The 19,291-nt window shown below is 68.7% G+C and carries 19 protein-coding genes and 1 pseudogene; 10 read left to right on the forward strand and 10 right to left on the reverse strand.

The genetic code is table 11. The features are described 5' to 3' along the window. The first annotated feature begins 177 nt into the window (after window positions 1-177). From pdxH to ABTV10_RS05235, 6 genes and pseudogenes are all read left to right on the forward strand, one after another. Window positions 178-879 carry a pyridoxamine 5'-phosphate oxidase gene (gene pdxH / locus ABTV10_RS05210; RefSeq protein WP_499033008.1) on the forward strand — a complete coding sequence of 234 codons (702 nt, stop codon included), beginning with the start codon at window positions 178-180 and terminating at the stop codon, window positions 877-879. Continuing rightward, window positions 879-2,159, forward strand: a complete 1,281-nt coding sequence (locus tag ABTV10_RS05215) for an MFS transporter (RefSeq protein WP_499035134.1) — start codon at window positions 879-881, stop codon at window positions 2,157-2,159. Before pdxH ends, ABTV10_RS05215 begins: the two co-directional genes overlap by 1 nt. Beyond that, complete coding sequence (locus ABTV10_RS05220; protein ID WP_499033009.1) at window positions 2,152-3,072, forward strand: carbohydrate kinase family protein; 921 nt, start codon at window positions 2,152-2,154, stop codon at window positions 3,070-3,072. Before ABTV10_RS05215 ends, ABTV10_RS05220 begins: the two co-directional genes overlap by 8 nt. A gap of 57 nt (window positions 3,073-3,129) precedes the next feature. Then, on the forward strand, window positions 3,130-4,428 hold the full coding sequence (locus ABTV10_RS05225; RefSeq protein ID WP_433610408.1) for a citrate synthase: 1,299 nt from the start codon (window positions 3,130-3,132) through the stop codon (window positions 4,426-4,428). 39 nt (window positions 4,429-4,467) lie between these two features. Then, window positions 4,468-4,818 (forward strand): annotated as a pseudogene (locus tag ABTV10_RS05230) (FKBP-type peptidyl-prolyl cis-trans isomerase); the annotation flags it as partial. A 30-nt stretch (window positions 4,819-4,848) separates the two neighbouring features. Further along, complete coding sequence (locus tag ABTV10_RS05235; RefSeq protein WP_499035135.1) at window positions 4,849-5,193, forward strand: FKBP-type peptidyl-prolyl cis-trans isomerase; 345 nt, start codon at window positions 4,849-4,851, stop codon at window positions 5,191-5,193. Window positions 5,194-5,251: 58 nt separating this feature from the next. Here the strand turns inward: ABTV10_RS05235 and ABTV10_RS05240 are convergent, their stop codons facing one another. The 7 genes from ABTV10_RS05240 to ABTV10_RS05270 form a co-directional block, all read right to left on the reverse strand. Beyond that, on the reverse strand, window positions 5,252-5,647 hold the full coding sequence (locus ABTV10_RS05240) for a nitroreductase/quinone reductase family protein (protein WP_499033010.1): 396 nt from the start codon (window positions 5,645-5,647) through the stop codon (window positions 5,252-5,254). Window positions 5,648-5,854: 207 nt separating this feature from the next. Continuing rightward, complete coding sequence (locus ABTV10_RS05245) at window positions 5,855-6,940, reverse strand: alpha/beta hydrolase (protein WP_499033011.1); 1,086 nt, start codon at window positions 6,938-6,940, stop codon at window positions 5,855-5,857. 154 nt (window positions 6,941-7,094) lie between these two features. Next, window positions 7,095-9,485, reverse strand: a complete 2,391-nt coding sequence (locus ABTV10_RS05250; RefSeq protein ID WP_499033012.1) for a lysylphosphatidylglycerol synthase domain-containing protein — start codon at window positions 9,483-9,485, stop codon at window positions 7,095-7,097. Beyond that, entirely contained in the window at window positions 9,475-10,782 is a 1,308-nt protein-coding gene (locus ABTV10_RS05255) for a sensor histidine kinase (protein WP_499033014.1), read from the reverse strand. Before ABTV10_RS05255 ends, ABTV10_RS05250 begins: the two co-directional genes overlap by 11 nt. Further along, the gene (locus ABTV10_RS05260) at window positions 10,779-11,480 is read right to left on the reverse strand and encodes a response regulator transcription factor (protein ID WP_499033015.1); all 702 of its coding nucleotides are present in this window, start codon (window positions 11,478-11,480) and stop codon (window positions 10,779-10,781) included. The genes ABTV10_RS05255 and ABTV10_RS05260 overlap by 4 nt, the downstream gene beginning before the upstream one ends. Window positions 11,481-11,524: 44 nt before the next feature. After that, complete coding sequence (locus tag ABTV10_RS05265) at window positions 11,525-11,980, reverse strand: MarR family winged helix-turn-helix transcriptional regulator (RefSeq protein WP_499033016.1); 456 nt, start codon at window positions 11,978-11,980, stop codon at window positions 11,525-11,527. A gap of 56 nt (window positions 11,981-12,036) precedes the next feature. After that, entirely contained in the window at window positions 12,037-12,876 is an 840-nt protein-coding gene (locus tag ABTV10_RS05270; RefSeq protein ID WP_499033018.1) for a fumarylacetoacetate hydrolase family protein, read from the reverse strand. A 118-nt stretch (window positions 12,877-12,994) separates the two neighbouring features. Between ABTV10_RS05270 and ABTV10_RS05275 the strand changes: the two genes are divergently transcribed. Beyond that, a complete protein-coding gene (locus tag ABTV10_RS05275; protein ID WP_499033019.1) occupies window positions 12,995-13,657 on the forward strand; it encodes a GntR family transcriptional regulator in 663 nt (220 codons plus the stop codon). Window positions 13,658-13,721: 64 nt separating this feature from the next. On the opposite strand, the gene ABTV10_RS05280 is transcribed toward ABTV10_RS05275, so the two are convergent. From ABTV10_RS05280 to metA, 3 genes are all read right to left on the reverse strand, one after another. Beyond that, complete coding sequence (locus ABTV10_RS05280; RefSeq protein ID WP_499033020.1) at window positions 13,722-14,090, reverse strand: ANTAR domain-containing protein; 369 nt, start codon at window positions 14,088-14,090, stop codon at window positions 13,722-13,724. A 311-nt stretch (window positions 14,091-14,401) separates the two neighbouring features. After that, complete coding sequence (locus ABTV10_RS05285; protein WP_499035137.1) at window positions 14,402-14,770, reverse strand: PH domain-containing protein; 369 nt, start codon at window positions 14,768-14,770, stop codon at window positions 14,402-14,404. Between the two features lie 282 nt (window positions 14,771-15,052). Next, a complete protein-coding gene (metA, locus tag ABTV10_RS05290; protein ID WP_499033021.1) occupies window positions 15,053-15,967 on the reverse strand; it encodes a homoserine O-acetyltransferase MetA in 915 nt (304 codons plus the stop codon). Between the two features lie 222 nt (window positions 15,968-16,189). Between metA and ABTV10_RS05295 the strand changes: the two genes are divergently transcribed. From ABTV10_RS05295 to ABTV10_RS05305, 3 genes are all read left to right on the forward strand, one after another. Then, a complete protein-coding gene (locus tag ABTV10_RS05295; protein ID WP_499033022.1) occupies window positions 16,190-17,542 on the forward strand; it encodes a cryptochrome/photolyase family protein in 1,353 nt (450 codons plus the stop codon). Window positions 17,543-17,563: 21 nt separating this feature from the next. Beyond that, complete coding sequence (locus tag ABTV10_RS05300) at window positions 17,564-17,920, forward strand: hypothetical protein (protein WP_499033023.1); 357 nt, start codon at window positions 17,564-17,566, stop codon at window positions 17,918-17,920. Between the two features lie 161 nt (window positions 17,921-18,081). Beyond that, window positions 18,082-19,281 carry an NADH:flavin oxidoreductase gene (locus ABTV10_RS05305; RefSeq protein ID WP_499033024.1) on the forward strand — a complete coding sequence of 400 codons (1,200 nt, stop codon included), beginning with the start codon at window positions 18,082-18,084 and terminating at the stop codon, window positions 19,279-19,281. The last annotated feature ends 10 nt before the right edge of the window (window positions 19,282-19,291 follow it).

The raw sequence follows: 19,291 nt of genomic DNA on the forward strand, positions 1-19,291 counted from the left end.
CTTTCTTGCACTGATTCAGCCTTCGACTACTCGGTCCTTCGATCCGTCCGACTTGTCCGCGCTCGTGTGCTCGGTCCGTCTCCGGCGCGGGGAACTGCCGCCGGGTCCGCTATCCAGACTCTAGCCGGTCGCACCGGCCGCCTGGTCAGCGCATACCCGGTAGTAGCGTCTGCATCTGTGTCGTCAGATTCCCACCGCGAGGGCTCCCGGAAGTCCGATCTGTCCGCGATGCGCGTGAGCTACGGCGAGATCGGGCCGCAGCGAGCCGTCGTCGAACCCGATCTCGAACCGTCCTGGCTCGACGACGGCTGGGCGGCGTTGGCGCGGCAGTGGGTCGAGGACGCCGTCGAGGCGGGCCTGCCCGAACCGAACGCGATGGTGCTCGGCACCGTCGACGCCGATGGGCACCCGTGCACGCGGACCGTGCTGTGCAAGGGGCTCGGCGAGGACGGCGTGCTCTTCTTCACCAATTACGAGTCCGACAAGGGGCGGCAGCTCACGACGACGCCGTACGCGTCGGTGACGTTCGCGTGGATCCCGTTGGCGCACCAGATCACCGTCCGCGGGCCCGTGGAAAAAACAAGCAAGAACACGACGGCCGAGTACTGGAACAGCCGTCCACGCGGATCACGGTTGGGGGCGTGGGCGTCGCACCAGTCGCGTCCGATCGCCTCACGCGCGGACCTCGAGGCCCAACTCGTGGATGCGGGACAGCATTTCTCGGTCGACGGCGCCGTCCCCGTCCCGGAGCACTGGGGCGGCTTCCGGATCCGGCCCGAGTCAGTGGAGTTCTGGCAGGGTCGCCCCAACCGCATGCACAACCGGATCCGCACCCGCCTCGTCGACGGGGCGTGGATCGTCGAGCGCCTCCAGCCGTGATGCGCGGACTGCTCGCCGACGTCACGCCGCTGCGCAACCCCGACTACCGCCGGCTGTGGACGAGCGGCATCGTCACCGTCATCGGCGGCCAGCTCACGGTCGTCGCCGTGCCGCTGCAGATCTTCGCGATCACCCAGAACTCCGCCTACGTCGGGCTCGCGGGCCTGTTCGGGCTCGTGCCCCTCGTGGTGTTCGGCCTGTGGGGCGGCGCACTGGCCGACGTGATGGATCGCCGCAAGCTGATCATCATCACGACGCTGGGGCTGATCGGCACGTCGCTGCTGCTGTGGCTGCAGGCCGCCGCGAACGTGAACAACGTCTGGCTGCTGCTGTGTCTGTTCTCTCTGCAGCAGGTGTTCTTCGCGGTCAACTCGCCCACCCGCAGCGCGATCATCCCGCGACTGCTGCCGTTGAAGGACCTGCCGGCCGCGAACTCGCTGAACATGACGGTGATGCAGTTCGGTGCCATCGCCGGGCCGCTGCTCGCCGGCGTCCTCATCCCGGTGGCCGGGCTGTCGACGGTCTATCTCCTCGACTCGATCGCGCTGCTCGCGACGCTGTGGGCGGTCATCCGGCTGCCGGCCCTCCCGCCGACCGGCCCGGCCCGGCGCGCCGGGCTGCGGGTCGTGGGGGAGGGCTTCGCCTACCTCGCGACGCAGAAGGTGCTGCTGGCGTCGTTCGTCGTCGACATCGTCGCGATGGTCTTCGGCATGCCACGCGCGCTGTTCCCCGAGATCGCCCACGACTCGTTCGGTGACCCGCTCGACGGCGGTGTCGCGCTGGGCCTGCTGTTCGCCGCGATGTCGGCCGGCGCGGTGCTGGGCGGCGTGTTCTCCGGGTGGCTGCCGCGGATCCGCTACCAGGGACGCGCGGTCGTCATCTGCATCGTGCTGTGGGGCCTGGCGATGGTCGGGTTCGGCGTCGTCGTCGGAGTCGCGAACCCCGACGGTCCGGCGGTGCTGTTGTGGCTCGCGCTCGCCTTCCTCGCCTTCGGCGGCGCCGTCGACATGATCTCGGCGGCCCTGCGCAGCACCATGCTGCAGCAGGTGGCGACCGACGACATGCGCGGACGGCTGCAGGGCGTGTTCACCGTCGTCGTGGCCGGCGGCCCCCGCATCGGCGACGTCCTGCACGGCGCCGCGGCGTACTACTTCGGGACGGCCGTCGCGTCCGCGGGCGGCGGCGTGCTGGTGGTGATCGGCGTCGTCGTCTCCGTCCTCGCCTTCCCCGCATTCGTGCGTTACCGCGTCGGCCGGACGGGGGTGCCCGAACATGCCTGACCCGCGAATCCTGGTGTGCGGCGAGGCCCTCGTCGATCTCGTCCCGACCGGGGACGCGGCGTTCGACGCGCGCCTGGGCGGCGGTCCGTTCAACGTCGCTGTCACGCTTGGCCGCCTCGGCAGCCCCGTCGGATTCTGCTCGCGCATCTCCACCGACCCGTTCGGGGACCGGCTGCTCGCGACGCTGACCGCGTCGGGCGTCGACGTCGGGCTGGTCCAGCGCGGACCGGAACCCACCACGCTCGCGGTCGCGGGACTCGGATCCGACGGGGGCGCCCGCTACACCTTCTACGCCGACGGCACCGCCGATCGGCTCGTCAGCGATCCTGGGCCGCTGCCGGCGGCGGTGGCCGCGGTGTCGTTCGGGACGCTGTCGCTCGTGTTCGAACCCGGCGCGAGCGTCTACGCGGACCTCCTGCGGCGCAGCCACGACGAGGGACACCTGACGGTCGTCGACCCGAATGTCCGTCCGGCCGCCTTCCCCGACAGCTACCGCCGCCGGTTCACGGATCTGCTGCCGTCGATCGACGTCGTCAAGGTCTCCGACGAAGACGTCCACTGGTTGGGAGAGGGGGTGGACGGCTCGACGCCCGCGCAGTGGCTCGAGGCCGGTGTCGCGGCCGTCGTCACCACACACGGCGCCGCCGGACTGAGCGTGCGGACGCGTCGTGTCCACGTCCATGTGCCGGGTCGCCAGGTGGCCGTTTCGGACACCATCGGCGCAGGTGACACCGTCCACGGTGCGCTACTGCACGGACTGGGTGCGCGTGGACTCCTCGGTTCGAGTTCGGTTGCCGCGCTCGAGGGAGGACAATGGCGAGAGGTTCTGGAGTTCGCTGCTCGCGCGTCGGCTATCACCGTTTCAAGGCCCGGGGCGGACCCTCCGTGGGCAGTGGAGCTCACGGGCGACTAGTTTCTACTTGAATGTTACAAAGTTACTCACTGGTCTGAGTTTGAGAGGGATCCTTCCGTGCCCGCTGAGAATGACAACAAGCCCACACTCAGCTACCCCGGTGGCGAGCACACGATGTCGATCGCCAAGGCGACTGAAGGCAACGACGGTATCGAGCTTGGAAAGCTCCTTGCCAACACTGGTTACACGACGCTCGACCCGGGCTTCGTGAACACTGCGTCCACCAGTTCTGCCATCACGTACATCGACGGCGAGAAGGGCATCCTGCGGTACCGCGGATACCCGATCGAGGAGCTGGCGAAGCACTCGACGTTCATCGAGGTCAGCTACCTTCTGATTTATGGGGAGCTTCCCACCGAGGCCCAGCTCGAGGTGTTCACGGACAAGATCCGTCGCCACACCCTCCTGCACGAGGACCTCAAGCGGTTCTTCGACGGCTTCCCGCGCAACGCGCATCCGATGCCGGTGCTGTCGAGCGCCGTCAACGCGCTGTCGGCGTACTACCAGGACTCGCTGGATCCGGACGACCCGGAGCAGGTCGAGCTGTCCACCATCCGACTGCTCGCGAAGCTGCCCACGATCGCGGCGTACGCGTACAAGAAGTCGGTCGGTCAGCCGTTCCTGTACCCGGACAACTCGCTGAGCCTGGTCGAGAACTTCCTGCGCATGACGTTCGGCTTCCCGGCCGAGCCCTACGAGGTCGATCCCGAGATCGCCAAGGCCCTCGACATGCTGCTGATCCTGCACGCCGACCACGAGCAGAACTGCTCCACGTCGACGGTGCGCATGGTCGGCTCGTCGGACGCCAACCTGTTCACGTCGGTCTCCGCCGGCATCAACGCGCTGTGGGGCCCGCTGCACGGCGGCGCCAACCAGGCCGTGCTCGAGATGCTCGACGAGATCAAGGCGAACGGCGGCGACGCCAAGGAGTTCGTCCGCAAGGTCAAGAACAAGGAAGACGGCGTGAAGCTCATGGGCTTCGGGCACCGCGTCTACCGCAACTACGACCCGCGTGCCGCGATCGTCAAGGAGACCGCGCACTCGATCCTCGGCAAGCTCGGCGGCGACGACCAGCTGCTCGAAATCGCGATGACCCTCGAGGAGACGGCACTCACCGACGACTACTTCGTCGAGCGCAAGCTGTACCCGAACGTCGACTTCTACACGGGCCTGATCTACCGCGCGATGGGCTTCCCGACGCGCATGTTCACGGTTCTGTTCGCGCTCGGCCGCCTGCCCGGCTGGATCGCGCACTGGCGTGAGATGCACGAGGATCCGGCCACCAAGATCGGCCGTCCGCGTCAGATCTACACCGGCTACACCCAGCGCGGCTACGTGGACCTCTCCGCACGCTGAACCGTTCTGCCCGACTAACTACCGATCGGACGAAAAACCATGAGCACCAAGCCCGAGATCGAGTTCCAGGAAGGCCCCGCGCCCACCGAACTCGTCATCAAGGACATCGTCGTCGGTGACGGCCCCGAGGCCACCCCCGGCGCCAAGGTCGAGGTCCACTACGTCGGCGTCGAGTTCGACTCCGGCGAGGAATTCGACTCCTCGTGGGGCCGTGGCGAGTCCATCACCTTCCCGCTGCAGGGCCTCATCGCCGGCTGGCAGGAGGGCATCCCGGGCATGAAGGTCGGCGGTCGTCGTCAGCTGACGATCCCGCCGGAGCTCGCGTACGGCCCCGCCGGTGGCGGCCACCAGCTGTCGGGCAAGACGCTGGTGTTCGTCATCGACCTGCTCGACGTCGTCGTCCCGCCGCAGCCCCCGGTCATCGAGCCCGCCGAAGGCCCGGCCCCGACCGAGCTCGTGATCGAGGACATCACCGTCGGCGACGGCGCGGAGGCGCAGCCGGGGTCGGTCGTGGACGTGCACTACCACGGCGTCGAGTACGACACGAACCAGGTGTTCGACTCGTCGTTCCTGCGCGGTGATTCGGTTGCGTTCCCGCTGAACCGGCTGATCCCCGGCTGGCAGGAGGGTATCCCGGGCATGAAGGTCGGCGGTCGCCGCAAGCTCACGGTTCCGCCGGAGCTCGCGTACGGCCCCGCCGGTAGCGGCCATCAGTTGTCGGGCAAGACGCTGGTGTTCATCATCGACCTGCTCGGCACCAAGTAGTCGGCAGCACAGCAACGCTCGGGCCCCGCACCGCGAACGGTGCGGGGCCCGAGCTGTCTCAGGACCGTCGCGTCAGCTCGATGACGGGAAGCTGCCGGTCCGTCTTCTGCTCGTACTGGGCGAACCGTGGCGCCGCCGCCGTGATCGTTGCCCAGGTGTCGTCCCGTTCCGTGTCGTGCAGCTCGCGTGCCGTCACCGGAATGGACTCGCCGGCCAGCTCGATCGTCACCCGGTCGGGGTGCGCGGCCAGGTTGAGATACCAGGCCGGGTTCGAACGGGCACCCGCCGCGGACGCAACGATGATCCAGCGGTCGTCGTCGGGCCCTGCGAACCACCCCACCGGCGTCGAGCGCGGCTGCCCGCTCTTGCGGCCGACGGTGGTGAGGATCAGTGTGTTCATGCCCATGAACGTGCCGCCGCTGCGGCGGATCCGACCCATGGCGAACCTGTTCACCCAACGCACCACTCGTCCGTGCGGCGGCCGTGAACCACGGGTGCCTCGGGGGTGGCTGAAGGTCATGACCGGATCCCCTCGTTCGGTTCGGGCCGGACACGAACAGTATGAACCGAGTCGGCGAGTCGCCGGGGTGAGACGAGAAAGGGCGCCCCGACCGAAGTCGGGGCGCCCTGTGCTCAGCGTGGTGTGACTACCGCCGGACGACTACCGCGGGGTGCCCATCGCGTCGGCGAGCATCGGCCACGAGTTGTTCAGATCGTCCTTCCAGTAGCCCCACGAGTGGGTGCCGGCCGGCTTGAAGTCGAACTTCGCCTGACCGCCCATGCCTTCGCGGTTGACCGCGTCGAACAGACGGTGGGTGCACTCGTTGGTTGCGGCCTCGATGACACCGCCGACGATCACCTGGTTGGCGAGGGTCTTGACGTCACCGTTGATGCCCTGGCTGTCGAGGGTGTCGTGCGGGCCCGGCAGGCCGGACGCGTTGGAGACGTACAGCTGCGGGCCGCCCTTGAGCTTGCCGATGTTGATGATCGGGTCGTGCTTGATCCAGTCCTCGCTGCCGATCGGGCCCCACATGTTCTCGACCTCGGCGCTACCGCGGGCCGCGATGACGATCTGGATGTAGGTCTGGCCGATCGGGGTCGCGGTGTCCGCGCAGCCGCTGTAGGCACCGACGGCCTTGTAGAGCTGCGGATCCTTCAGCGCCAGGTTGAACACCGACGTGCCCGACGTCGAGATGCCGGCGAGGCTGTTGACGCCGGTGGTGCCGAGCGCGGAGTCGATGACCGGCGGCAGCTCCTGGGTCAGGAACGTCTCCCACTTGTTCTGGCCGTGGAGTGCCTCGTCGGGCTTCTGCCAGTCGGTGTAGTACGTGAACGCACCCTGCATCGGGGTGACGACGTTGACCTGCTTGTTCTGGAAGAACGTGCCGATGTCGGCCTGCTTCTGCCAGGACGCGGAGTCCTCGCCGCCGCCGGCACCGTTGAGCAGGTACAGCGTGGGCGCAGGCTTGGACGTGTCGGCCGGGCGGATCACCTCGAGCGGGATCTCGCGGCCCATGGACTCCGAGTAGACGCGCAGCGACATCTTGTTGCCGGCGCCGGCCTTGGCCGACACCAGGTAGGTGCCGCCGTTGTCCTTGGCGGCCTCCTCGATCTTCGCGGCATCGACCTTGCCCGGCGTCTCCGCCGAGGCGGTTCCCACGCCGACGAAGACGGGCAGTGCGGCAACCGTCGCCGTCGTGGCGCCGATCAACGCTTTGAGCCGGCGGGACTTCCTGGTAACACGCATGCTTACTCGCCTTCGATGGTCGGCCGAGGAGACCGGTCTCGACTCCTCGGTGTTGATCGTGTGTATATCACTTTCGCTATCGGTACTACGTCTCGCTTCGCTACCGGTTCGTCGAAAATTCTCGCGACGTTCGAGAATTATCGGGCACAAACCGTCAGACCATGTCGTTTTTCTGCAACCAACGCAAAGTCGGCCAGCCGCAGAACACAGGCAACCAACAGGTCAGTACGCGGTACAGCAGCACCGACGGTACCGCGATGCCCACCGGAAGGCCGAACGCGGTGAGGCCACCGATCAGGGCGGCCTCCACGGCGCCCACGCCGCCGGGGGTCGGCGCCGCCGACGCCAGGGTGCCGCCGATCATCGTCACGATCGTGACGGTCACGAACGTCGTACCGCCGCCGAACGCCTCGACGCTGGCCCACAGTGCCAGCGCGGCGCCGAGCGTGGTGCCGGCGCTACCGAGGACGATCAGCATGAAGCGGCCGGGGCTGCGGGCCAGTTGTGCCAGCGACGCCAACACCTCGGTCAGCTGCGGACGGACCTCGTTGCGCAGCCAGCGGCGCGCCTTCGGGATGAACATGAAGGTGCCGACCGCCCCGAGCGCGACACCCGCGATGAGATAGAGGATGGTGCCCTTCGGGACGAAGTGCGACAGGTCGGCCTCGCGTCCGGCCGCGATACTGAAGAAGATCAGGAGCCCGACGTGGGTGACCACCTGGACCGTCTGCTGCAGAGCCACCGCGGCGGTCGCGCGGACGGCTCCGAGACCGCCCTTCTGGAGGAACCGCACACTGAGCGCGAGTCCGCCCACTCCCGCCGGTGTCGTGGTGGCGGCGAAGGTGTTGGCGACCTGCATGATCACCAGGTGCCGGTACCGCACCAGTTCGGACGCGCACGCCCACAGCGCGGCCGCCGCCCCGACGTAGGTGAGCGCGGAGACGATCAGCCCGCCCAGCGCCCACCACCAGTTCGCCGTCTTCAGCTCGGTGACGAAGGTGGGGACCTGGCTGATGAACGGGTACGCCACGTAGACGAGGCCGATCAGCAGCACCAATTGGATGATCTGGTTCCGGGTGAAGCGGGTGACCTGTTCCGGGGCGATCTTCTCGATGTCGGTCTGGTTGCTGACCTCGTCCCGGATCGCGCCGAGCAGCGCGGACGAGTCGGGCGCCTGCTTGCGCAGCCGTGACGGCATCGCGGACTTGGTGAGCCGGCCCGACGCGGCGAGGATCCGGTCGCGGCCGCGCGCGGCGAGCGCGGCACGGACGGCCGGCTCCACCCCGAACAGCGTCGCGGTCGTCAGGAGCAGCTGCGCGGTGTCGGACTGGATCTGCGCTTCGGACGACCCCAGTTCGGCGTACGTGAAGCCGTCGAACATGGCCTGGCCGTCGTCGATCCGGATCTCGGACGCGCGCAGGTCGCCGTGCGTGATCTGGCGGGCGTGCAGTTCACCGAGCGAGGCCCACAGCATCTCGAGCAGCGTGTCGCGAGGATGAGGATTGTCCGTCCGGAGCGTCGCGACCGGGGCGCCGTGCGAGAGCGGGCGGGCATAGAGTTGCCACCCACGGTCGAGGGCGGTGACAGCCATCGGCTTCGACGCCGCGAGTCCCAGATCGGCCACGGCGATCCCCATGAGCGCCCGGTGCTCGACGGCGCGCGCCAGCGAGGCGTGTGCGGGTGCGCTCTCGCTGCTGCGCAGGGTGAGCCACTTCGACACTTGCCGGATCGCTCCGCTGCTGCGCTGGTTCTGCCCGTACAGCTCGACGATCATCTCCGGCTCGCCGTCGCGGGAGGCGCCGAGGACCAACGGCCCGCTGCCCGCCGGGGTGATCACCCGGAACGCGGTGACCCGGTGACCCAGACGCTGCATCGCCTCGACCGCCGACTCGAGCGGCACCTCGAGCGCCGGCGTGCCGACGACCAGCACGATGATTGCGCCCACGAGGTATCCGACGGCCAAGCCGAGCATCGAGCGGGCCGGCACGATCGAGCTGACGATCAGATGGATCGGCGCGAACAGGAGCAGCAGCGCCCACCACAGGCGCCGCCACCGTTTGGGCAGCCACGGCCCCGACACCGTCAGGACCGCGGCGAGCATCGCGATCCAGCGGGGATCGTCGAGGAACTGGGAGAGGAACGTGTTGAGGCGGTCGGAGACGTCGAGGTGCCACTGCGGGGCAGCGAGACCGGTGCCCGTGAACGACAATGCGACGCCCGCGATCAGCCCCGCCGCCGCGTAGCCCGCGAGCAGCTTCCAGCGGCGGCTGATGACGAGCTGGATCAGGATCGCGAACGGCAGCGCGAGGATCGCGATGCCGTAGAGCAGGTAGACGGTGTCGGACACCTCCGGCGACAGGATGCCGACGATGTCGGACACCGACGTCTCGAGCGCGTCCCATTCGCTGCGGGTGATGAGCGAGCCCGCGATGACCGCGCCGAGGAACACCAGCGCGAAGACGACCCGCAGGATGTCGCTGGTCCGTCGGGCCAGCGGCTGCAGCAGGCTGCCGGTGACCGGGATGTCCCGTCCGTCAACTCTCAAGGGACACCACCAACCGGATGCCGCCGAGGGGGCTGTCCTCGAACGCGGCGACGCCTCCGTGGAGTTGAGCCTGCTGCGCGACGAGCGCCAGCCCCAGCCCGGATCCGCCCTTGGCGGCGCCACTGCCGCGCCGGAAGCGTTCGAACACCGCCGACCTCTCTGTTTCGGGGATGCCGGCGCCGTCGTCGTCCACGGTGATCGTCACGGCGCCGTCCGTGGCGCGGCGCGCCCCGATCGTCACGTGCCGTGCCCGGCCGTGCCGGACGGCGTTGGTGATCGCGTTGTCGAGGGCCAGCCGCAGGCCGACCGGCAGGCCGCGGACGACGAGTCCGGGCGGCGCGTCCACGGTGACCACGAGTCCCGGGTGCAGGCGCTGCGCGTCCTCGGCGGCGAGATCGCACAGCTCCGTCAGATCGAGGTCGACGTGGTCACGCTCGCTGGACAGCTCGCCGGATGCGAGGCGTTCGAGCGCGGTGAGCGTCGCCTCGAGCCGGCCCTGGGTGCGCGCGAGGTCGGCGAGGATCTCGGTGCGCTGTTCGTCGGACAGGTCGAGTGTCGTGAGGACCTCGAGGTCGGTGCGCATCGCGGTGAGCGGGGTCCGCAGTTCGTGCGCGGACGCCGCCGCGAAGTCGCGTGCGGTGTCGAGGGCGGCGGCGGTGCGCGACTGGGCGTCGGAGACGTCCTGCAGCATGGCGCCCGCGGCGGCGGCCAGTTCGTCGGCCTCGCGGACGCCGGACGCGGCCGGTGCGAGGTCCCGGTCGCGTCGGCTCACGCGCTGGGTGAGTTCCACCAGCGGCCGGACCGCGCGGCCGCCGAAGACCCAGCCGAGGCCGGTCGCGGCGACGATCGCGAGGACGCCGACGAGCGCGACCTGCTGCTGCTGTTCGGTGGTGGGGTCCTTCGCTTCGGCGAGGGGGACGGCCACCGACAGGAGCGACGAGGATCCGGGGGCGAGCGGGGCGGTGAAGGCGCGGAACGGGGTGCCCGCGACGTCGACGGTGTGCGATCCGGGATCGAGTACGGGCAGCCGGCTCGACGTGGCCGCGACGACCTCGTCCCCGGACCGGATGGTCACCGCGAACGCGCCGGCGTCCCCGAGGACGTTCAGGAAGGGTGCGGCGGCACCGGCATTGACGATGAGGACCCGGGACGCCGTCTCGAGCCGACGGTCGAGTTGCAGCAGGTTGTTGCGGGCGATGGCGAGCGCCAGGTACACGCCGACCGCGGCGACGACGATCGTCGCCCCCAGAGCGGTGGCCGCGGCGACCCGGGCCCGCAGCGAACGCGGCCGGATCACGTCGGCTCCCGCAGAACGAATCCGACACCGCGGACGGTGTGCACGAGCCGGGGTGCGCCGTCCGCCTCGAACTTGCGGCGGAGGTAGCCCACGAACACGTCCACCACGTTGGTATCAGCGACGAAGTCGTACCCCCACACCAGTTCCAGCAGACGCTCGCGGCTCAGCACCACGCCGGCGTTCCGGGACAGCACCTCGACGAGCTCGAACTCCCTCTTGGTGAGGGGAATCTCGTTGCCGCCCAACCAGACACGGCGGCCGGCGAGGTCCACCGACAGCGGGCCGACGACGATCGGCGGTTCGGTTGCCGTCCCGGCGACGGCCGCCGAGCGGCGGCGCAGCATCGCCCGGATCCGGGCGACCAGTTCGGCGAGGACGAACGGCTTGACGAGGTAGTCGTCGGCGCCGCATTCGAGGCCGGCGATGCGGTCGTCCACCGAACTGCGTGCGCTCAGGACGCAGATCGGGACGTCGTCGCCGGCCGCGCGGAGCGACGTGACGACACCCGTGCCGTCGAGGACGGGCATGTTCATGTCGAGGACGACGGCGTCGGGTGCGGCGTCGGCGACGATCCGCAGCGCGACGGCACCGTCGGACGCGGTGAGGACGGTGAATCCGGACAGCCGCAACCCGCGTTCGAGTGAGGCCAGCACGTCCGGGTCGTCGTCCACGACCAGGACGGTTGCGGTTGCGGTCACGTGAGCATTGTGCCCGGTGAGCGGTCCGGATCCGTGCATGCCGGTCACCGCTCCGGGTCCGCCGACGCCTGCTGCCGTCGGCGCGTGATGAGGACGTCGGCGACCCGGACGAAGGCGTCGAGGTCGGCCGCGGGGACGCCGTCGAACAGGTCCTGAGCGGCCTGCTCGCGCAGGTGTCGGATCCGTCCCGCGTCCGTGCGGCCGCGTTCGGTGAGGGTCACGAGGTGCGCCCGGCGGTCGGTGGGATGCGCCTCGCGGCGCAGGTGGCCGGACTGCTCGAGCGCATCCACCAGGGCGGTGACCTGTCGGGTGCTGCACCGCAGGACGCTCGCCAGGTCGCGCTGGGTCATCGGCGGATTCTCGAGCACGCACAGCAGCGCCCGGGTGCGCGCGGTCGTCAGGCCGAAGGTGCGGGTGCCCGCCGCGACGGACGTCGACAGGTCCTCGGCCAGAAGGTATGCGCGGCCGAGGGCGGCGTTGAAGTCGGGCGTGTCGGGCACGGCAGTGATGCTAATTCATTGTGAATACTGTTCACGAACCGTGCCCGGCGGTCCGGCTACCGCACGCAGCGCTGCACCAGGGTGCCGATGCCCTCGATGCGGCTGGTCACGACGTTGCCGGGCGCGAGGAACCGCTGGGGGTCCCGGCCGACGCCGACGCCCGCCGGAGTGCCCGTGAAGACGAGGTCGCCGGGACGCAGCGTGCACACCGCCGACAGGTGTGCGATCAGCTCGGCGACGGGGAACATCATCTGCGCGGTGCGGCCGGACTGGACCGTCTCGCCGTCGATCGCGCACTCGATCGCCAGGTCGTTCGGGTCGGCGAACTCGTCCGGGGTCACCAGCCAGGGGCCGGTCGCGCCGAAGCCGGGGAACGACTTGGCGAGGGAGAACTGCGGAGCCGGCCCGGCCATCTGCGACGTCCGCTCCGAGAAGTCCTGCCCGACGGTGAGTCCCGCGACGTGGCTCCAGGCGTCGGCGGCGCCGACGTTCGTCGCCTCGCGGCCGATGACGGCCACCAGTTCCACCTCCCAGTCGACGGTGTCGGTGGGCAGGACCAGGTCCGTCTCCGGGCCCGTGAGGCAGCTGACGAACTTGGTGAACGTGGGCGGTGCGTCGGGGGCGGCGAGGCCGGTCTCGGCGGCGTGGTCGCGGTAGTTGAGCCCGATCGCGAACACCTGGCTCGGCGTCGGTGACGGCGCACCGAGGTCGCGGGCGGCGAACGACTCGCCGCCTCCACTGCCGAGGACCGTCGTGGCCCAGGCGGTGAATGCAGCCCACTCGGCGTAGACCGAGGCCGGGGCGGGGCCGAAGCGACCGGAGCTGGCGGTGTGGACGTCGATCGCCCGGCTGTCGTCGATGAGAACGGTCCGTCCGGAGAGATTGGCCACGCGCATGGTTGGGCTCCTGTCGTCGTCGGATGGGGAGGTGTCGACCAGTACACCCGAGGAATATCGGAAAAGCAATTTAATTTCGAAACTTGACTCGCGATTCGGAAGAGCCTGTACTGGCGGCATGGCAAGAGCGACCGGCACCCGCGCAGACGTGATCCACGCGCGGCTGCGCGCCGACATCCTCGGTGGCGTGCTCGCCCCGGGCGAGAAGCTGGCTTTCGGTCAGTTGCAGGCGCGCTACGACGTCAGCACCGGCGTCCTGCGGGAGGTCCTGCCGCGCCTCGTCGAGCAGGGCCTGGCGGTCTCCGAGGCTCAGCTCGGGTTCCGGGTCGTGCCGGTGTCGGTGCCGGATCTGCTGGAGCTCACCGAAACTCGCGTGTTCGTCGAATCGGAGGCATTGCGGCGATCGATCGCGAACGGCGACGTCGAATGGGAGTCCGCGGTCCTGGCCGCGCAGCATCTGCTCTCCCGGACCCCGGCGGCGGAATCCGACGGGCGCGTCTCCGAGGCCTGGCTCACGGCCCACAGCGGGTTCCACGGCGTGCTCCTGCGGGCCTGCCCCAACACGCGACTCGTGCGGATCGCAGAGTCCCTGCGCGACGTCTCGGAGGTCTACCGCTGCTGGAGCGGGCGGACCGCGGAGTCGTCGACCCGCGACGTCGACGCCGAGCACCGGCGCATCGCGACCGCCGCGGTCGAGCGGGACGCCGACCGCGCCGTCGACGAGTTGTGTCAGCACATCGAGTTGACCACGGCGCTTCTGATCGCCGGGGTGGAGGCGTGATCAGGCTCGGTGATCTCGAGAGCGCGGTGGTGGACGTGTTACGGAACGTCTCGCTCTCTCGGCTTCACTGCGCTGGGGGCGGCTTCGCGCCCGAGGCGAGGAGGATGTGATCGAACGCTCCACGCACGTCGAACGCGAGGTCGAGGGCGGTCGGGAGCGCCGCGACCAGTTCCTCGGCCACCACGAGGACTTTGACGTTGAACTGTTGAGACTTCCATGTGAGGACGTCGAATGCGCGATCGGCAGAGATACCGTAGATCACCATCAGGGCGCCTTTCGCCTGCTCGATGACAGTGCGCGACTCGATGAATGCGGAGACGTTCTCGGTGATGCTGCGATCGATGTCGCTGCGGATGGAATCGGTGACGTCGATGTAGAAGCCTGACATCCCGACGACACACCCGTCGGCCGTGATGCACTGACCGGCACCCACGACGCAATGGACCTTGCCGGCGCTGTCGATGATCCGATGCCTGCTGCTGAACGGCTCGCGTCCCTCAGTACCCGCTGCATGAGAGCCGCCGCAGCGTCCCGGTCGTCGGGATGCTTGTGCTCGAGCACTAGCGCGGTGGTGGGGACGACCTCGCCGGGCTCGTAACCGTGCGCGCCGTCGTGGGTCTTGGGTGGAGATCGTTGTCCGAGGAAGGGCGACACGAGAGGACGCCGGAGCCCGAGGCCCTCGCCTGTTCCACAGGCGAGGGCTGGCCCGAAGAAAGCCTGCGGCCGAAGATCGAGAAGGCTCGCTTACGACGCTACGAAGTGCGTGAGCATCGCCTGTACTTCGTAGATGCTCACGCCCTTGGAGAACTGCTTCTGGATGGGCATCGGATTGCCCGAGATCCAGATCTTCAGCTCCGCGTCGAGATCGAACGATCCGGCGGTCTCGACGGAGAAGTGAGTGATCGACTTGTAGAGAACACTGTGGTACTCGGTCTTGCGGCCGGTGATGCCCTGCTTGTCGACGAGGATCAGCCGCCGATTGGTGAAGAGGAACGAGTCCCGCACCAGCTGGTACGCCGCATGGATCTGCTCACCGTGACCGAGCAACTTGCCGAACTCACTGTTGGCCGTAGCGGGATCCATGACCCCCGCGTTGCCCATCAGCCCATCCATCAATCCCAACGCGCGTCTCCTCACTTGTGCCGATTCAACGACACAGTACGCACGCGCGATCGGCGGTTGTCGTGCGGTGTCGTCATCACGAGTCCATGGACAGTAGCCGCTGCTCTTCGCGCGGTCAGCGCAGGGGCAACCGACGCCACGGGCCGCCGTATGTGGTGGAAGCGCTTGCGGCAGAGCACGTCACCTTCTCCGGCACCTCCGTCCGGATCGCTCGACGCTGAGGCGCGGGTGCGGAATCCAGCCGTCTCCGGGGCCCGGAATCGGCTTGGCCGGTCAGGCCTCGCCTGGCTTGAACGGTGTCTCCTGGTAGACGCAGTAGTTCAGCCAGTTGGCGTACAGCAGGTGCCCGTGGCCGCGCCATCGGTTGAGCGGGATGGCGGTGGGGTCGTCGCCGGGGAAGTAGTGCGCGGGAGTGGGGACCGGCAGTCCTTGCTCGCTGTCGCGGCGGTATTCACGTGCCAAGGTGTCCGCGTCATATTCCGGGTGACCGGTCACGAAGACCTGGCGGCCGTCCGCGGTGGCTGCCAAGTAGACCCCGGCCTCCTCGCTCACCGCCAACACGTCGACCTCACCGGTGGCCTCGATGTCGGCGGCGTGGACATCGGTGTGGCGTGAGTGCGGCGCTAGGAACTCGTCGTCGAATCCGGTGAGGATCGGCGACCGCGCGCCAGTGATCCGATGGGGGAATACGCCGGAGATTTTTTGTGGGACTTCGTGTTTTCGGACACCGTAGTGGTGGTACAGGGCCGCCTGCGCACCCCAGCAGACGTGCAGAGTCGACTGCACGGCACCGTGGGTCCAGTCAAGGATCTTGGTCAACTCCGGCCAGTAGTCGACGTCCTCGAAGTCGAGTTTCTCGATCGGCGCCCCGGTAATGATGAGGCCGTCGAAGTGCATATGGGCCACTTCGTCGAAAGTTGAGTAGAACGATTCGAGATGCTCTGCAGAGGTAGTACGCGAGACATGGCTGGCCATGTGCAGCAGGGTGATCTCGATCTGCAGCGGAGTGTTGCTGAGCAACCGCAGCAGCTGCGTCTCGGTGCTGACCTTCATCGGCATCAGATTCAAAATGGCGATCCGCATCGGGCGAATATCCTGATGTCCAGCACGCTCGTCGGACATGACAAAGATTCGCTCCGCCTCCAGGATGGCCCTGGCGGGAAGATTGCGCGGCATAGTGACAGGCATCGCCCAGCAGCTTAGTCCGCCTCCGGTTGCCTACAGGGACCGGAGCTCAATAGGAGCGGTCGCCGGGGCGCCGGGTACGACGGACTGTTGACGGCCGTCTACGCATCGGGGATGAAGGTCGGAGTCGCCGCACCGAGTCGGAGGGCCTCGAGAGAAGCGGGGCCGAGGACCGCTGAACTACCGTGGGTGTGCAAATCGAGCGCGACCCGACTGGAGGAGGCCATGACCGAATCGGTCGTTTGGTTCCGCCGTGATCTGCGGCTGGCCGACCTGCCGACGCTCGGTGCGGCGGGGGAGCGGGCACTGGGCCTGTTCGTCCTGGACGACCGGCTGCTCGCGCCGTCGGGCGGGCCGCGACGAGATTTCCTGTACCGCAGCCTGTCCGAGCTGGACCGGCAACTCGGCGGGCGGTTGCTCGTGCTGCGGGGCGACCCCGTCGATGTGGTCCCGCGGGTCGCGAAAGCCGTCGGCGCACCGGAGGTGCACGTCAGCGCCGACTACGGGCCGTACGGGCGGGAGCGGGATGCCGCGGTCGCCGAACGCGTCGCGTTGGTGGCGACGGGTTCGCCCTACGCGATCGCGCCGGGGCGGGTGACGAAGGACGACGGCACCCCGTACAAGGTGTTCACGCCGTGGTTCGCGCGGTGGCTCGACCACGGCTGGCGCGGTCCCGCCCGGACCGGCGCGGACACGCTGGGTTGGATCGACCCCGACGACGTCGGCGGGCTGAAGGGGCGTGTGGCGATTCCCGCGCCGTCGAAGGCGGGCCCCGGGGCGGGTGAGGCGGCCGCGTCGGCGCGGTGGCGGGAGTTCTGCCACGACGACCTGCTGCGCTACGACGACGAACGTGACCGCCCCGACCTCGACACCACCAGTCGGATGTCGGTGTACCTGAAGTTCGGCAACATCCACCCGCGGACGATGCTCGCGGACCTGGCGGGCAGGCAGGGGCGCGGCGCGCAGCAGTACCGTCGGCAACTCGCGTGGCGAGACTTTTACGCCGACATCCTGTTCCAGCGCCCGGACAGCGCGCGACGCAACTACGACGCCCGATTCGACGCGATCCGGCACGACACCGGACGCGACGCCGACGCGCTGTTCGAGGCGTGGTGCGCCGGACGTACCGGTTTCCCGATCGTCGACGCCGGGATGCGCCAACTGGCAGCCGAGGGCTGGGTGCACAACCGGGTGCGGATGATCGTCGCGTCGTTCCTCGTCAAGGACCTGCACCTGCCGTGGTGGCGGGGTGCGCGGTACTTCATGCAGCACCTTGTCGACGGCGATCTGGCGTCGAACCAGCACGGGTGGCAGTGGACGGCCGGTTCCGGGACCGACGCAGCCCCCTATTTCCGGGTGTTCAACCCGACCAGTCAGGGGGAGAAGTTCGATCCCACGGGCGATTACGTACGGCGCTGGATCCCGGAGCTCCGCGGTGTGGACGGCAGGGCCGTTCACACTCTGAAAGGTGCTCGGCCGGAAGGATATCCGGAGCCGATCGTCGACCACGCACACGAGCGGCGCGAGGCGCTGGCGCGGTACGGCGAGCTGGGTTTCGGGCACCGCGGCTCGGGGTAGCCCCCGGTGGGAAGGAGGCCGATGACACGCGACGTGGAGAAGCGATGGTCCGATCCCCGGACCTTTCGCCGAGCCGTTCTCTTCGACGCGGCAACGATCCTCGCCGCTCTGATCGCGATGGCTGCCGCGATTGCGGTGGGGGCCGCGGTCGACGACTGCGCGCCCGGCGAAGGCACGCTGTGCGGTGGTCCGTCCCGGGTGATCGTGGTGATAGTGCCGTCGGCGCTGTTGTTGCTCGGTGGTCTGGCCGCGTTCGTCGAGACGTACCGCACGTGGCGGCGGGGCGGGACGTGGCCGATCTGGCAGGGCGCGGGATGGGTCCTGTTCGTTCTGATGCTCGTCTACCTCGGTGCTGCCGTGCCGTCGTTGTCCGGTTGAGGATTGACGACCACGATCACGATCGGCCGACGCGGCGGGCGTACGACCTCACCGTCTGTCCGTGATGCGGGGCATCGACTTCCCACTCAGTGGACACCACCACTTTCGGTGCCGCTGGCTCCGGTATAGCCTCGGGCCTCTCCTCGACGGAAGGATCCACGGTGTCCGAGATCGCCGCTCCTGATGTGTTCGCGCCGGCCAAGTTGGGCCCGATCACGTTGCGTAACCGCATCATCAAGTCCGCGACGTTCGAGGGGCGGACCCCCGAGGCGCTGGTCACCGACGCGCTGATCGAGTTCCACCGTCAGCCTTCCGCGGGTGGGGTCGGCATGACGACCGTGGCGTACTGCGCGGTGCAGCCCGAGGGTCGGACCGAGCGCGGTCAGCTGTGGATGCGGCCCGAGGTGGTGCCGGGTCTGCGCAGGCTCACCGACGCGATCCACGCCGAGGGCGCCGCGGCGTCCGCGCAGATCGGACACGCCGGACCGGTGGCGAACGAGAAGTCGAACCGGCTGCCGGCGCTCGCACCGTCGACGTCGTTCAACCCCATGAGCATGAAGAAGATCCACGCGGCGACCCCCGCCGACATCGCACGCATCACGCAGGCCCACGCCGATGCGGCGAAGTTCGCGATCGAGGGCGGATTCGACGCCGTCGAGATCCACTTCGGGCACAACTACTTCGCCAGTTCGTTCCTGAGCCCCAAGCTGAACAAGCGCAAGGACAACTACGGTGGATCGCTCGAGAACCGGGCGCGGATCGTGCTCGAGACCGCGCGGGCCGTGCGCGAGGCCGTCGGCGACCGGATCGCGATTCTCGCCAAGCTCAACATGGACGACGGTGTGCCCGGCGGTTTCTGGGTGGACGAGGCGATCCAGGTGGCCCAGTGGCTCGAGGCCGACGGCAGCCTCGACGCGCTGGAGCTGACGATGGGCAGCTCGCTGCTGAACCCGATGTACCTGTTCAAGGGTGACGCCCCGGTCCGCGACTTCGCGAACGCGATGCCGCAGCCGGTCAAGTTGGGCGTGCAGATGGTGGGCAAGGCGTTCATCAAGACGTATCCCTATGAGCCGCTGTTCATGCTCGAGGAAGCGCGCCAGATCCGCGCCGCGGTGACGATGCCGCTGGTGCTGCTCGGCGGTGTCACCGACAAGGCCGGCATGGACACCGCGATGGCCGAGGGCTTCGAGTTCGTCGCGATGGCGCGTGCCCTGCTGCGCGAGCCCGACCTGATCAACCGGATCCAGGCCGAGTCGCGCACACGGTCGCTGTGCATCCACTGCAACAAGTGCATGCCGACGATCTTCTCCGGTGCCCGCTGCGTCCTGGTCGATCCCGTTCCGGTCCGCGGGCGGGGCTGACGCGGGGTCG

It is taken from the genome of Paraburkholderia sp. RHO2 (assembly GCF_050955445.1).
Taxonomy (GTDB): domain Bacteria; phylum Actinomycetota; class Actinomycetes; order Mycobacteriales; family Mycobacteriaceae; genus Prescottella; species Prescottella agglutinans_A.

Coding starts and splice junctions, on each gene's coding strand:
- ABTV10_RS05215 (WP_499035134.1), top strand. CDS start 879: ATGCGCGGACTGCTCGCCGACGTCACGCCGCTGCGCAACCCCGACTAC.
- ABTV10_RS05220 (WP_499033009.1), top strand. CDS start 2,152: ATGCCTGACCCGCGAATCCTGGTGTGCGGCGAGGCCCTCGTCGATCTC.
- ABTV10_RS05245 (WP_499033011.1), bottom strand. CDS start 6,940: ATGCGTGTTACCAGGAAGTCCCGCCGGCTCAAAGCGTTGATCGGCGCC.
- ABTV10_RS05270 (WP_499033018.1), bottom strand. CDS start 12,876: ATGCGCGTGGCCAATCTCTCCGGACGGACCGTTCTCATCGACGACAGC.
- ABTV10_RS05275 (WP_499033019.1), top strand. CDS start 12,995: ATGGCAAGAGCGACCGGCACCCGCGCAGACGTGATCCACGCGCGGCTG.
- ABTV10_RS05285 (WP_499035137.1), bottom strand. CDS start 14,770: ATGGATGGGCTGATGGGCAACGCGGGGGTCATGGATCCCGCTACGGCC.
- metA (WP_499033021.1), bottom strand. CDS start 15,967: ATGCCTGTCACTATGCCGCGCAATCTTCCCGCCAGGGCCATCCTGGAG.
- ABTV10_RS05295 (WP_499033022.1), top strand. CDS start 16,190: ATGACCGAATCGGTCGTTTGGTTCCGCCGTGATCTGCGGCTGGCCGAC.
- ABTV10_RS05300 (WP_499033023.1), top strand. CDS start 17,564: ATGACACGCGACGTGGAGAAGCGATGGTCCGATCCCCGGACCTTTCGC.